This is a genomic window from Streptomyces pactum (assembly GCF_002005225.1).
Classification (GTDB): Bacteria; Actinomycetota; Actinomycetes; order Streptomycetales; family Streptomycetaceae; genus Streptomyces; species Streptomyces pactum_A.
Genome location: NZ_CP019724.1, coordinates 6,258,802 through 6,271,684, shown reverse-complemented (window position 1 = coordinate 6,271,684; position 12,883 = coordinate 6,258,802). Strand labels below are relative to the sequence as shown.

At 74.5% G+C, this 12,883-nt stretch carries 12 protein-coding genes, 1 pseudogene and 1 riboswitch; of the genes and pseudogenes, 4 read left to right on the top strand and 9 right to left on the bottom strand.

All coding sequences use genetic code 11. The features are described from left to right. Window positions 1-390: 390 nt before the first annotated feature. From B1H29_RS26840 to B1H29_RS26830, 3 genes and pseudogenes are all read right to left on the bottom strand, one after another. Window positions 391-792: a spore wall synthesis complex protein gene (locus B1H29_RS26840; RefSeq protein WP_055416491.1), complete on the bottom strand. Its 402-nt coding sequence runs from the start codon at window positions 790-792 to the stop codon at window positions 391-393. Between the two features lie 279 nt (window positions 793-1,071). Then, the gene (locus B1H29_RS26835) at window positions 1,072-1,899 is read right to left on the bottom strand and encodes a methyltransferase (protein ID WP_055416492.1); all 828 of its coding nucleotides are present in this window, start codon (window positions 1,897-1,899) and stop codon (window positions 1,072-1,074) included. Between the two features lie 657 nt (window positions 1,900-2,556). Further along, window positions 2,557-3,111 (bottom strand): annotated as a pseudogene (locus B1H29_RS26830) (SAV_6107 family HEPN domain-containing protein); the annotation flags it as partial. Window positions 3,112-3,344: 233 nt separating this feature from the next. On the opposite strand from B1H29_RS26830, the gene B1H29_RS26825 reads away from it, so the two are divergent. Both B1H29_RS26825 and B1H29_RS26820 read left to right on the top strand, forming a co-directional pair. Continuing rightward, window positions 3,345-3,974, top strand: a complete 630-nt coding sequence (locus B1H29_RS26825; RefSeq protein WP_055416493.1) for a TetR/AcrR family transcriptional regulator — start codon at window positions 3,345-3,347, stop codon at window positions 3,972-3,974. Window positions 3,975-4,463: 489 nt separating this feature from the next. After that, window positions 4,464-5,960, top strand: a complete 1,497-nt coding sequence (locus B1H29_RS26820) for a phytoene desaturase family protein (RefSeq protein WP_055416494.1) — start codon at window positions 4,464-4,466, stop codon at window positions 5,958-5,960. A 76-nt stretch (window positions 5,961-6,036) separates the two neighbouring features. On the opposite strand, the gene B1H29_RS26815 is transcribed toward B1H29_RS26820, so the two are convergent. The 6 genes from B1H29_RS26815 to B1H29_RS26790 form a co-directional block, all read right to left on the bottom strand. Further along, window positions 6,037-7,071, bottom strand: coding sequence for a hypothetical protein (locus B1H29_RS26815; RefSeq protein ID WP_055416495.1), 1,035 nt, complete (start codon window positions 7,069-7,071; stop codon window positions 6,037-6,039). 56 nt (window positions 7,072-7,127) lie between these two features. Beyond that, on the bottom strand, window positions 7,128-8,051 hold the full coding sequence (metF, locus tag B1H29_RS26810) for a methylenetetrahydrofolate reductase [NAD(P)H] (RefSeq protein WP_055416496.1): 924 nt from the start codon (window positions 8,049-8,051) through the stop codon (window positions 7,128-7,130). 106 nt (window positions 8,052-8,157) lie between these two features. Beyond that, window positions 8,158-8,814, bottom strand: coding sequence for a thiamine phosphate synthase (gene thiE / locus B1H29_RS26805; RefSeq protein ID WP_055416497.1), 657 nt, complete (start codon window positions 8,812-8,814; stop codon window positions 8,158-8,160). Window positions 8,815-9,230: 416 nt separating this feature from the next. Continuing rightward, window positions 9,231-9,596: an Rv2175c family DNA-binding protein gene (locus B1H29_RS26800; protein ID WP_055416498.1), complete on the bottom strand. Its 366-nt coding sequence runs from the start codon at window positions 9,594-9,596 to the stop codon at window positions 9,231-9,233. A gap of 77 nt (window positions 9,597-9,673) precedes the next feature. Next, window positions 9,674-10,945: an NAD(P)/FAD-dependent oxidoreductase gene (locus B1H29_RS26795; protein WP_432280063.1), complete on the bottom strand. Its 1,272-nt coding sequence runs from the start codon at window positions 10,943-10,945 to the stop codon at window positions 9,674-9,676. 31 nt (window positions 10,946-10,976) lie between these two features. Next, window positions 10,977-11,327 carry a hypothetical protein gene (locus tag B1H29_RS26790; protein ID WP_055416500.1) on the bottom strand — a complete coding sequence of 117 codons (351 nt, stop codon included), beginning with the start codon at window positions 11,325-11,327 and terminating at the stop codon, window positions 10,977-10,979. 52 nt (window positions 11,328-11,379) lie between these two features. Further along, window positions 11,380-11,491: riboswitch (TPP riboswitch) on the top strand. Between B1H29_RS26790 and thiO the strand changes: the two genes are divergently transcribed. Further along, window positions 11,489-12,685: a glycine oxidase ThiO gene (gene thiO / locus B1H29_RS26785; RefSeq protein WP_055416501.1), complete on the top strand. Its 1,197-nt coding sequence runs from the start codon at window positions 11,489-11,491 to the stop codon at window positions 12,683-12,685. (Overlaps the previous riboswitch by 3 nt.) Next, window positions 12,682-12,882, top strand: a complete 201-nt coding sequence (thiS, locus tag B1H29_RS26780; protein ID WP_055416502.1) for a sulfur carrier protein ThiS — start codon at window positions 12,682-12,684, stop codon at window positions 12,880-12,882. Before thiO ends, thiS begins: the two co-directional genes overlap by 4 nt. Window position 12,883: the final 1 nt, after the last annotated feature.

Here is a 12,883-nt window from a genome sequence, read left to right as displayed (position 1 = left end):
ACGGGGGTAGCGGGGCTGAGCCAGCGGGGGTAGCGGGGCTGAGCCGGCGGGGTAGCGGGGCTGAGCCGACGGGGGTAGCGGGGCTGAGCCGGCGGGGTAGCGAGGCCGAGCCGACGGGGGTAGCGGGGCTGAGCCGGCGGGGTAGCGAGGCTGAGCCGGCGGCCCGGAGAGCCGGTCCGGGCCGGGAGCGCACCCCAGGGCGCGGTGCTGCCCCGGCGGCCGGATGCCCGGGCTCCGGCTCCGGCTCCGGCTCCGGCTCCGGCTCCGGCTCCGGCTCCGGCTCCGGCTGAGCGAACCGATCGCCCGGCGCACAGGTACGCGTGAGGGGGTGACCACCTGCTCGGTGGTCACCCCCTCACGCGTATGTCCTGGTGAGCGGTGGCTCGGGGGCTACTGGCCGCCCTGCTGCTCATCCCTGCGCCGTTGCCAGCGCTCGTCGATGCGGTCCATCATGGAGCGCTTCTGCCGTTGCTGACGGCGCGCCTGCGGCCCGGCACCAACGGCCGGCTGCTCGCCCGGCTTCGGTGCCTTGCGCCAGCCGGTCACGGCGAGCACCGCGCAGCCCAGCATGACGAGGAAACCCACCACGCTGAGCCAGACCTGCTGGGCGACCATACCGGCCATGAGGAGCGCAATACCTACGAGGAAGCCCGCGACCGCCTGGTAGACCCGTCGCCGGGTGTACGTACGCAGCCCGCTTCCCTCGAGCGCTGTCGCGAACTTGGGATCTTCGGCGTACAGCGCTCGCTCCATCTGCTCGAGCATGCGCTGCTCGTGCTCCGAGAGCGGCACGGAGTCCTCCTCATCGTGCAGTCGCCGGGGCGACCCGGGGGGGGTCTCTTCAGGATAGGCAGGGAATCGCCCCCGTGAAACCCGCCCCTCTACGCCAATTGGCCAACCGGTCTCCGTCATGGCCGTGCCGGCTCGCTGAAGTTCCCATTCCCCAGCGGCCGACCCGTCATGCCGGGCGGTCTCCCTCGATCATACGGCGACTGGCCCCCGTTCGGGGGGCCTGTGGCGTACTCCATCTGCAGTCGCGCCCCTGATCAGCGCCTTACCCCACCGGGTGGCTCACGCCTCCGGGGTCCCCTGTGTCTCACCGAGCACGTGAAGCTGTGTGGCCACGGAATGGAAGGCGGCGAGTTCGGCCGCCGCGGCCTCCAGTTCCAGCAGCGCCTCCATGGCGCCGGGCTCGGTGTCCACCAGTACTCCCGGGACGAGATCGGCGAAGACCCGCACGCCGTGCACGGCGCCGATCCGAAGCCCCGCGGCCTCGACCAGTCCGGTGAGCTGTTCGGCGGTGAACCGGCGCGGTACGGGGTCACCCGTGCCCCAGCGGCCATCCGGGTCGTCGAGGGCCTGCCTGGCCTCCGTGAAGTGGCCGGCCAGGGCGCGCGCGAGCACGGCCCCGCCGAGCCCCGCGGCGAGCAGGCTCAGGACGCCCTCGGCGCGCAGGGCGTCCACCACGTTGCGGATGCCCTCCGCGGGGTCGTCCACGTACTCCAGGACGCCGTGGCACAGCACCACGTCGTAGCCACCGCGCTCAGCCACGTCGAAGAGGCCGTGGGCGTCTCCCTGGACGCCTCGCACGCGGTCGGCGACGTCGGCCTCGGCGGCGCGGCGCTCCAGAGCGAACAGGGCGTTGGGGCTCGGGTCGACGACGGTGACGCGGTGGCCGAGGCGGGCCGCGGGCACCGCGAAGTTGCCGCTGCCGCCCCCGGTGTCCAGGACGTCCAGCGCCTGGCGGCCCGTGGCCTTGACCCTGCGGTCGAGGGCGTCCTGGAGGACGTCCCAGACCACGGCGGTACGGAGGGCGGCTCGGGAACGCGAGGGCTCGGAGCGCGGCGACGCCGTTTGCGGGCGGGGTTGGGAGACGGGCGGGCGCATCGGGTCCGACACGGCAGTTGACTCCTCGGCGCGGCACCGCCTCGGGCACGGGCGGAGCGAACGGGCTGCCGCCCCGTCCCGGGCGCGGGAAGGGGCAGGCTTCAGGCGCCTCCCACCCTATTGCCTCCGGTGCGACGACCGGTCACCCCGTGCCACCGGCCCCGGGCACTCCGCACTCCGCGTCCCGGCCCGGCGGTGCGCGGTGGGCCGGCGCCGGTCCACCGTTCATCCCGCGTCCGGCAGGTCGCGGCCCTCACGGTCTCCGCCCGACCACTCCCTGCCCGGCCACTCCCTGCCCGACCACTCCCTGCCCGGGCGGCTCATGTCCGGGCGGCCGAGGTCGGGGCGGTCGACGCCCTGGCGGTCGAAGTCGGGGCGGCCGGGACCGGAACGGCCGGAGTCGAGGCGGCCGGGGTCGAGGCGGCCGACACCGGGACGGCCGGGGTCGGCTGGGTCCGGGCCAGAGCGATCCAGACCCGAGCGGTCCGGGTCCCGATGGTCCGGGTCTCGATGGTCCGGGTCCCGATGGTCCGGGTCCCGATGGTCCGGGTCCCGATGGTCCGGGTCCCGATGGTCCGGGTCTCCATGGTCCGGACCCGGGTGATCCGGACCCGGCCGGCCCGGACCCGGTCGGCCCGGACCCGGTTGGTCCGTGTCCGGTTGGTCCGTGTCCGGTTGGTCCGTGTCCGGTTGGTCCGTGTCCGGTTGGTCCGTGTCCGGGCGGGGCTGGGGCAGAACCGGCTGGAGGACGAGCATCCGCTCCACGAGGCGCAGGAACATCGCCACGTCGCGTATCAGGTCGTCGGCGTCCCGGCGGCTGGCCGCGCCCTCGATGCCCGCCTCGGCGCGGGCCCGGCGCCGGGCGCCCGCGGCGAACAGCGCGCTCCAGTCGGACAGCTCGGGCGCGATCTCGGGGAGCACTTCCCAGGCACTGCGGATGCGGGCCCGGGCCCGCGGCGTCGTCTCGGGGCGGCCTCGTGCCGCGAGCACCGCGGCGGCGGTGCGCAGGGCGGCGAGATGGGCCGTCGCGTAGCGCTCGTTCGGTGTCTCGAGGACGGTGGCCTCCTCCAGTCCGGCCCGGGCCTGGGCGAGCAGGTCGAGGGCGGCGGGCGGGGCGGTTGCCCGGCGGAGCACGGGGTGCACGTCGCTCGGCGGGCCGGTCAGTGAGGGTGCAGGGCCGGCTGCGCGGCGCCGCCGGGCGGCGGCTGCGGACGAGTGGGCCATGACGATCCTCCTGTCGTCTCCGACGGCACACCCTGCTACGAGGTGCCGTATGTGCCCATAGTGAGCTATGCCACTGACAATCCGTTCTGACCTGCACTTTCACTTCGATCGTGGGTTCGGATCGGTTGCTCGCGCCGACCCGGCCGTCGCCGGCGATCCGGCCGTTCGCACCCGGGGCGGAGCCGTGCACCCCGCGGTGACGTCGTCGGGGGAAGTGCTGTGACAATCGGGACATGGAAAGCAGCAGCGCCACCTCGCAGGGCAGCAGCCGCCGCGAGGCCACCCGGCAGAAGCTCTACGAGGCGGCCGTCATCCTCATCGCCGAGCAGGGTTTCTCCGCCACCACCGTGGACGAGATCGCCGAACGCGCCGGGGTCGCGAAGGGCACGGTCTATTACAACTTCGCCAGCAAGTCCGTCCTCTTCGAGGAGCTGCTGCGCCATGGTGTCGGGCTCCTCACCGCGTCGCTGCGGGAGGCGTCGGAGCGGACGGCGCGGGAGGGCCGCGGCCGGGTCGACGCCCTGGACGCGATGATCCGGGCGGGGCTCGTGTTCATCGACCGCTACCCGGCCTTCACCCAGCTCTACGTGGCCGAGCTGTGGCGTACCAACCGGGCCTGGCAGTCCACGCTCCTGGTGGTCCGGCAGGAGGCCGTCGCGGTGGTGGAGGGCGTGCTGCGCGAGGGCGTGGCCGGCGGTGAGTTCAGCGAGGAGATCGACGTGCCGCTGACCGCCGCCGCGCTGGTCGGCATGGTCCTGGTGGCCGCGCTGGACTGGAAGTCGTTCCAGCCGGAGCGCTCCCTCGACGAGGTGCACGCGGCCCTGTCGCGGCTGCTCCAGGGACGGGTGAGCGGTCGCCCCTGAGGCACCTCGCTCCGCCGGTCGGGCACGAAGAGCGCCGGTCCGTGGTGGCCGCGTCCCCCGCGGGCCGCCGTCGGACCGGCGCCTTCTTTCGCTCCCCCGTACGTCCCCCCGTTGGAACCCCCGTTCGCGGTCGTTCCCCCGGGCTCCCCCGTGCCTCGCTCCCGCCGACCGCGGCCGGCGGAAGGAGCGGATCGCGGGCCCGGCTCCGTTCCGGCGCCCCGTGTCGCCGGTTCCGGAGCCGTGCCCCTCTCCGTGTCTCCACTCTCTCGTCCACGCGGGCCGGGCCCCATCCGCGCGCGTACTCATCCGGGCGGCTAGGTACGGGTACTCAGACGTCCGCACCCCGGCTCACGGCGGCGCGCTCCCATCCGGTCACCCGCGCGCCCGTCGCGGTACTCAGGTCGGCCCCCTCACCGGCCGTTCCCGCAGGTGTACGGCCCGGCGGCCCCTGGGACCGGAGTGTCGGCGGCGGCGGATAAAGTCCCTGGCATGGCACGGATTGCGGTGATCGGCGCCGGGATGGGCGCGATGGCGGCCGCCGCCCGGCTGGCCGTCGCGGGCCACCGGGTGGCGGTGTACGAGCGGACCGGTACGTACGGCGGGGCCCTGCGCCGCGTCGAGCGGGACGGCTTCTCCTTCGACACCGGCCCCGGTCTGCTGCCGCTGCCCGCGGTCTGGCGCGATCTGTTCGTCAAGACCGGCAAGGAGCCGCTGGAGTCCTGTGTCGAGCTGGTCCAGGTCGACCCGTCGTCACGGCACGTGTTCGCGGACGGAACGGAGGTCCCCCTGCCGAACGCGTCACGGGCGGGCGTCGTCGCCGCCCTGGGCGGGGCACTCGGTCCGGCCGCCGCGCGGCGATGGGGCGACTTTCTGGTGCGGGCCCGGGAGACCTGGGACCGGACACGCCGCCCGCTCCTGGAGGAGCCGCTGTGGCCGAACTGGGGGGTGCTGGCCGAGCGCGAGCCCTACCCCGCGGTCCCGCACAAGCGGCTCCTGCGCACCCGCCGGGCCGGCACGCTCGCCGAGGTCGGTGCCTGGGAACTGCGGGACGCCCGGCTCGCCGCCCTCCTGGAGAGCCACGCGCTCGCCCACGGTCTGGACCCCCGGACCGCGCCGGCGAACACCGCCGTCCTGCCGTACATGGAGTACGCCTTCGGCATGTGGTACGTGCACGGCGGTCTGCGGGAGCTGGCGCGGGCGGTGTACGAGCGGTGCCTGGCCCGCCGGGTCGAGTTCCACTTCGACACCGAGGTCACCGGAATCGTCGAGAAGGACGGCCGGGTGGCGGGCGTGGAGCTGGCCGGCGACGGGGCGGCGGAGGCGGAGTTCGTGGTCGCCGGTGTGGCGCCCGGTGTGCTGGACCGCCTCTGCGGCGGACCGGCGGTGCGGGGCGACGGCGAGGTGCCGCCGCAGCGCGGTGGGGCGAGCCGGCTGACGGTGCTGCTTGCGCTGCGGGGCGGCCGGCCGGAGGGCACCGCCCACCGTACGGTGGTGCACGCGCCGGACCGCGAGGCCGAGTTGGAGGCGCTGTTCGGCCCGGCACCCCGTCCGCCCGCGCGCCCGACCGTCACGGTCCTGCGGCCCGAGGACCCCGCACTGGTCCCGGACGCGGACCACGAGGCGGTCACCCTCTCCTCGGTGGTGCCCGCGGGCTGCGGGGCGGACGGCGAGGACCTCGTCGAGCGCCTCGTCGAGGCCGCCGAGCGGGCGATACCGGGTCTGCGCGACCGTCTCCTGTGGCACGAGGTGCGCACCCCGGCCGATGTCGCGGCGGCGACCGGCGTGGCGGACGGCGCGATTCCGGTGCCGGCGCTGGCGGGTGCCGGCGGGCGGCTGCTGCACCCGTCGAACGGCACGCGCACGGGCGGGCTGTTCACGGTCGGCGGGTGGTCGCACCCCGGTGGAGGGCTGCCGCACGCGGGCATGTCGGGCGCGCTGGTCGCCGGACTGATCGTGGAGGGACCGGAGTTCCGGGGCTCCCAGTGAGCGGCCGAGGGCCGGTGCGCGCGGTCGGCGGCCGACGTGCGCGCTCAGGGGCCGCCGCCGAGCCCCTGAGCGGACGTCAGAAGCGGTACTGCTCGTCGTAGCCCTGGCCGCCCTGACCCTGGCCCTGCGTCTGGCCGTCGCCCTGGTACGGATACGTCTGCTCCGGCGGGAGTTCGCCGCCGTAGGGGTCGTCGGTGCTGCGCTGCTGCGGCACCCACACGCCGGCGGCCGGGGTCTCGCCGCCGTAGCCGCCGTGCGTGCCGGTGGCGTACTGGTCCTGCCCGTAGCCCTGCTGGCCGTACTGCTGGCCACCGCTCGTGTCGTAGCCGCCGGTGTCGTACGGCGCCCCGCCGTAGGTGGGGGTGCCGATGTACGGGTCGGAGTAGGCGGCGTACTGCTGCTGGGCACCGCTGTCGTAGCCGTAGCCCTGCTGCCCGTAGCCCGAGTAGTCGTAGGTGTAGGACGGGTCGGCGCCCTGCGCGGCCGCGGCCGGTGCCTGTTGGTCGTGGCCGTAGCCGGCGTCGGCGTACACGCCGTACGTGCCGGTGTCGTCCGGCATGGGCTGCGGCTCGTAGACGGCGGTGGTCTCCGCGGCCGTCGGGTCGGCGGGGCGGGCCGGAGTGAAGACGTCGTCGCGGTCGTAGTCGTCGCGGCCGTAGTCGTCGTTGCCGTAGTCGTCGCGGCCGTGGGACGGGCCGCCCTGGCCCGGTGCCCCGCCCGGTGCGTGGCCCTGCGCATGCTCGCCGTAGGCCTCGTGGTCGTCCCTGCCGCCCTCGGCCGCCTCGAGACCGGAGACCTCCAACGTCGGCTCCTGGCGGCCGCGTTCGGGACGGCCGCGCCTGCCGACGAGGCCGGCGGGGGCGTTGACCGCCCAGCCCGCCTCGAAGCCGCGGCGGAACGACAGCGTGACGTAGGTCTGGCCGACCGCGAAGGCGGCCGCGCCCAGCCCGATGACGATCACGTTCGACATGAGCACACCGGCCACGACGCCGGCGAAGCCGCCGAAGGCGAGCAGCCGCCAGCGCAGCCGCGCCTTGTACTGCAGCAGCACCTCACCGAGCAGCCACAGTGCGACGACGCCGAACGCGATGTAGAGGACCGTCCAGCCCATGTACGCCCCTCTCCCAGTGGCCGTTACGCAGTGTGTCGTAAGTATGTGCGGCCGGTCTAGGCCTGCGGCGGGTGGTGCAGGCCCAGGTTCTCGTAGATTTCCAGGGTCGCCGTGGAGTTGTTGAGCGTGATGAAGTGCAGTCCGGGCACACCCTCGGCGAGCAGCCGCGCGCAGAACTCCGTGGCGAACTCGATGCCAATGGAGCGTACAGCGGTCGGATCGTCGTTTGCTGTGAGGATCCGCTCTTTCAGCTCGGCCGGGAACGAGGCGTTGCTGAGCTTTGGCAACCTCTCCAGCATCTTCACACTGGTCACCGGCATGACCTCGGGAATGACCGGGGTCTCGCAGCCGGCCGCGGCGACCCGGTCTCGCAGACGCAGGTAGGACTCGGGCTGGAAGAACATCTGCGTGATCGCGTAGTCGGCGCCGGCCCGGCACTTGTCGACGAAGTGCGTCACGTCCGTGTCCCAGTCGGCGGAGCGCGGGTGCATCTCCGGGAAGGCCGCGACGCCGACGCAGAAGTCGCCCGATTCCTTGATGAGCCGGACGAGTTCGGCGGCGTAGGTCAGGCCCCGCGGGTGCGGGACCCAGTCGGCGGTGGGGTCGCCGGGCGGGTCGCCGCGCACGGCCAGCATGTTGCGGATCCCCGCGTCGGCGTACTGGCCGATGATGTTGCGCAGCTCGGCGACGGAGTGGTCGACCGCGGTGAGGTGGGCGACGGGGGTCAGCGTCGTGTCGGCGACGATCTGCTGGGTCTCCTTGACCGTCCCCGCGCGCGTGGAGCCGCCGGCGCCGTAGGTCACGGAGACGAAGTCCGGAGCGACCGCCTCCACCCGCCTCAGGGCGCTCCACAGGTTCTTCTCGCCCTTGGCCGTCTTCGGCGCGGAGAACTCGAACGAGTACGTCGTCTTGCCGGACGCGAGCATGTCGCGCACGGTGCGTGCGCGATCAGTCCTGGTGGATGCGGTTCCGAGGGCCATACGGGCAGGTTAGCCAGGGGGCGGCGGTCACCCAACCGGATGCGGGATATTTGTCCGCATTGTCGATTTGTTGTCCACCCCTTGGACACATGCCTCCGGCACTGGCCTACGCCCGCCGCAGCCGCTTCGCGAACTCGGCCGCGGCCGTGCCCGGGTCGTCCGCCGCGGTGATCGCCCGGACGACCACGACGCGCCGGGCACCGGCCTCCAGCACCTCGTCGAGGTTGCCGAGGTCGATGCCGCCGATGGCGAACCAGGGGCGGTCGGTGCCCAGGGACGCCGTGTGACGGACCAGGTCGAGGCCGGGAGCGTGGCGGCCGGGCTTGGTGGGGGTCGGCCAGCACGGGCCGGTGCAGAAGTAGTCCACGCCCTCCTGGGCGGCGGCAGCGGCGGCCTCGGCTGCGGCGTGCGTGGAGCGGCCGACGAGGACGTCGTCGCCGAGGATCGCGCGGGCGGCGGGCACCGGGAGGTCACCCTGCCCGAGGTGCAGCACGTCGGCGCGGGCGGCGTGGGCGACATCGGCCCGGTCGTTCACCGCGAGGAGCTTGCCGTGGCGGGCGCAGGCGTCGGCGAAGACCTCGAGGTGCTCCAGCTCCTCCCCCGCCTCCATGCCCTTGTCGCGCAACTGCACGATGTCGACGCCGCCCGCGAGCACCGCGTCCAGGAACTCGGGCAGGTCGCCCTGGCTGCGGCGGGCGTCCGTGCACAGGTAGAGCCGGGCGTCGGCGAGCCGGGCGCGGGCGGTCGCGGCGTTGTCGTGCATGCGGGTGTCCCCCAGGTCAGTGGCGTGGGCCCATGGTGGGCCGCCGGCCTTGGCTTACGGGCCGCGGCGGTGGGCCGCGGCGCTTGGCGTACAGGTCGCGGGCGCTTCGCGGCGCTCGGGATACGGGCTGCGGCCGCGACACGCTGCACGGACCGCGGGGCACGACGGCCCGGCGGTGCGCTGTGCGTCGCGCGCGGTCGGCCGCGGCGGACTGCGCCGTGGCCCGGGTTGCCGCGGCGGACCGCGCCGTGGCCCGGGTTGCCGGGCGGCGGCAGCGGATCGCGGCCGTGGCGGGCGGGCCCGGGCCGTGGCAGTGGCGGGCGGGCCCGGGCCGTGGCAGTGGCGTGCGGGCCGAGGCCGTCACGGTCGCTGAGGGCCGTGGGTCGCGGCCCGTACGCCGGGCGGTGTGTGTCAGGTCAGACGGCGAGCGCCTGGGCGCGGCGCTTCACCTCCGTGCCGCGATTCTCGCTCAGCGCCTGGGCGGGGGTGCCGGGCAGGGTCTCGTCGGGCGTGAAGAGCCACTCCAGCATCTCCTCGGCCGTGAAGCCGTCGTCCCGCAGCAGCGTCAGGGTCCCGACCAGGCCCTTGACGACCTTGTCCTCGTCGATGAAGGCCGCGGGGATGTGCAGCGCGCGGTTCTCACCGCGCCGTACGGCGATGAGCTGGCCTTCCTTGATGAGCTGGCGTACGCGGGTCACCTCGACGCCGAGCATCTCGGCGATGTCGGGGACGGTGAGCCAGGCAGGCACGAGAGCATCGATCTTTGCGTCAATCTCGGTCACGTCTCAAGCCTGCCATCTGGCACTGACAGTCGGAAGCCGGACCCGTCGGAGCCGGGCCGCCGCTTCCGGCGCGGTGGCTAGGCCGTCGCCGCTTTCAGCGGCCTCGCCGGGTCGGCCAGCAGCCGCGGGTCCATCGTCGCGCCCGCCTGGATCAGGCGTTTGCCCTGGGCCAGGTCCCGGGGGCGGCCCACCGCCAGCAGGGCGACCAGGCGGTCCTCGCGCAGCCAGCAGACCGTCCAGGCGGGTCCGGCGGGGTCGCCGCGCCACAGGGTGGTGTCGGCGGCCGTGTGGTGACCGGCGTACTGGACGAAGCGGCCGAACTGCTCGGACCAGAAGTACGGCACCGGGTCGTAGGCCGCCGGGGCCTCGCCGGTGGCGGCGCCGATGATGTCGGCGGCGACCGTGCGCGGGCCCTGGAGGGCGTTGTCCCAGTGGTGGACCAGCAGCCGCTCGCCGTAGCGGCCGGACGGGAAGGAGGCGCAGTCACCGACCGCGTAGACGTCCGGCGCGGAGGTGCGCAGGCGGTCGTCGGCCAGGACCTCGCCGTGCGCGCCGAGACCGATCCCGGAGCCGGCGAGCCACGCGGTGGCAGGCCGGGCACCGATGCCGACGACGACCGCGCCGGCGGGCAGCCGGGAGCCGTCGTCGAGCACCACGTGGCCGGGTTCCCCGGGGCCGCCGGGCTCGACGCGTTCCACGCGCGCGTGGGTGCGCAATGCGGCGCCCGCGTCGGCGTACCAGGTGGCCATCGACGCGGCGACCTCGTCGGGCAGCGCGCCGCCGAGGGGCCGGTCGGCGGCCTCCACGACGGTCACGGCGCAGCCCGCCTCCCGCGCGGCGGTGGCGAACTCGGCGCCGATCCAGCCCGCGCCGACGACCACGATGTCGTGCTGCCGGGCGAGCACCGGGCGCAGCCGTTCGGCGTCGTCCAGGGTGCGCAGCAGGTGGACGCCGGGCACGCCCTCGGCGCCGGGGAGCCGGATCGGTTCGGCGCCGGTCGCGAGGACGAGGACGTCGTAGGGCACGGGCCCGGCGGAGGTGTCGAGGACGTGTGCGCCGGGGCGGACGCCGAGGGCCTCGCAGTCGAGCCGCAGCGTGATGCCGAGTGCCTCGAAGTCGACGTCGAAGGCGGAGCCCTCGGCCGTGCCGAGCAGGACGGCCTTGGACAGCGGGGGGCGGTCGTACGGCTGGTGCGGCTCCGCGCCGATCAGTGTCACGGTGCCGGTGAAGCCCTGCTCGCGCAGGGCGACCGCGGTCTGCACACCCGCCATGCCCGCGCCCACGACGACCACGCGGCGCTCCGCGTCCGCTCCCCGTTCCCGGGTCCGCTCCTGCGTCTGCTCGCTCACCTGATCACCTTAGACACTGACCCTCCGTCAGTCAGTGCCCGTGCGCAGTGACCTGCTCCACAACGCTCGTCCCGCTGCCCCGCCGCGACTCCCACTCCCAGGTCTCGTCCAGGCGCACCCGCCCGTCCGGCAGGTCGACGACGGTCGACACGCAGTGTCCCGACGACGTGCCGCCGTCGGTCTTGAGCTGCACGTACCGGAAGTCGAGGCGGTCACCCTCCCGGGTGCCCACCAGACGGCCGCGGACGACGTCACCGCCCGCGTACTCGGCCCATACGGCACCGTCCTGTTCGTGGTAAGTGAAGCGGGTGCGCGTGCCCACCTGGCCGGGCGCCTGGTCGGCGACGGGGGCGAGGACGAGACCGTCGAGTGAACGCGCCACGGGTGGAGGCTCCCTTACGAGTGCGATGCGCTGCGGGCTAGGCTGGCCAACGTAAAGCACTCGCGGGAGCCCGGACGCACCGGGCTGAGAGGGAGGCTGGCGGCCTCCGACCGTACGAACCTGATCCGGGTCATGCCGGCGAAGGGAGGGGCTGGACGCCCATGTCGTCTCCGCCACACACGTCGTCACGTACCCCCGACGTCCTCGTCGTCGGGGGCGGGATCATCGGCCTGGTCACAGCCTGGCGGGCCGCGCAGCGCGGGCTCGTCACGGCCCTCGTGGACCCCGAACCGGGCGGCGGGGCCGCCCAGGTGGCGGCCGGGATGCTGGCCGCCGTCACGGAACTGCACTACGGCGAGCAGACGCTGCTCGCGCTGAACCTGGCCTCGGCCCGCCGTTATCCGGAGTTCGCGGCCGAGCTGACCGACCTCACCGGCCACGATCTCGGTTACCGCAGGTGCGGCACCCTGGCCGTCGCGCTGGACGCCGACGACCGCGCCCACCTGCGGGAACTGCACGCGCTCCAGCAGCGTTCGGGTCTGGAGTCCGAGTGGCTGTCGGGGCGTGAGTGCCGACGCCTGGAGCCGATGCTCGCGCCGGGCGTGCGCGGGGGGCTCCGGGTGGACGGCGACCATCAGATCGACCCCCGGCGCCTGGCCGCCGCGCTCGTGGCCGCCTGCGAACGCGTGGGCGTGGTCTTCCACCGGGTGTGGGCCGAGCAGCTCACCGTCGGAGGCGGCAAGCGGGCCACGGGGGTCGTCACCGCCGACGGCACCGTGCTGGCGGCCGGACAGGTGGTGCTGGCCGGGGGCAGCCTGAGCGGACGGCTCGGGGGCGTCCCGGACGACGTGCTGCCGCCGGTGCGGCCCGTGAAGGGGCAGGTGCTGCGGCTGACGATGCCGCGGACGCACGGGCCGCTGCTGAGCCGGACGGTGCGGGCCGTGGTGCGCGGCAACCCCCTCTACCTGGTGCCCCGGGAGAGCGGTGAGCTGGTCGTCGGCGCCACCAGCGAGGAGCTGGGCTGGGACACGACGGTCACCGCGGGCGGCGTCTACGAGCTGCTGCGCGACGCCCACGAGCTGGTCCCCGGCATCACCGAGCTGCCCCTGACGGAGACCCGGGCGGGCCTGCGCCCCGGCTCCCCGGACAACGCCCCGCTGCTCGGCCCGGCCGGGCTGGAGGGGCTGCTGCTGGCCACCGGGCACCACCGCAACGGCGTCCTGCTCACCCCGGTCACCGGCGACGCCCTGGCGCACGCCCTGACCACCGGGGAGCTGCCGGCCGAGGCCCGCCCCTTCACCCCCCGGCGCTTCGGCGCCGCCCCCGCACTCCCGGAACTCTCGGAGCAGTCCGCATGAACATCTCCGTCAACGGCGAGCCGCGCGAGGTGGCTCCCGGCACGGCCCTGGACACCCTGGTGGGCACGCTCACCGCGGCACCGTCCGGCGTGGCCGCCGCCCTGAACGAAACCGTCGTCCCGCGCGCGCGGTGGTCCGCCACCGCCCTGGCCGACGGCGACCGCGTCGAAGTCCTCACCGCCGTCCAAGGAGGCTGAC

Bases quoted from the DNA above. Each gene is read 5' to 3' on its own strand.
- B1H29_RS26825 (WP_055416493.1), top strand. From the start codon at position 3,345: ATGGAAAGCAGCAGCGCCACCTCGCAGGGCAGCAGCCGCCGCGAGGCC.
- B1H29_RS26820 (WP_055416494.1), top strand. From the start codon at position 4,464: ATGGCACGGATTGCGGTGATCGGCGCCGGGATGGGCGCGATGGCGGCC.
- B1H29_RS26815 (WP_055416495.1), bottom strand. From the start codon at position 7,071: ATGGGCTGGACGGTCCTCTACATCGCGTTCGGCGTCGTCGCACTGTGG.
- metF (WP_055416496.1), bottom strand. From the start codon at position 8,051: ATGGCCCTCGGAACCGCATCCACCAGGACTGATCGCGCACGCACCGTG.
- thiE (WP_055416497.1), bottom strand. From the start codon at position 8,814: ATGCACGACAACGCCGCGACCGCCCGCGCCCGGCTCGCCGACGCCCGG.
- thiO (WP_055416501.1), top strand. From the start codon at position 11,489: ATGTCGTCTCCGCCACACACGTCGTCACGTACCCCCGACGTCCTCGTC.
- thiS (WP_055416502.1), top strand. From the start codon at position 12,682: ATGAACATCTCCGTCAACGGCGAGCCGCGCGAGGTGGCTCCCGGCACG.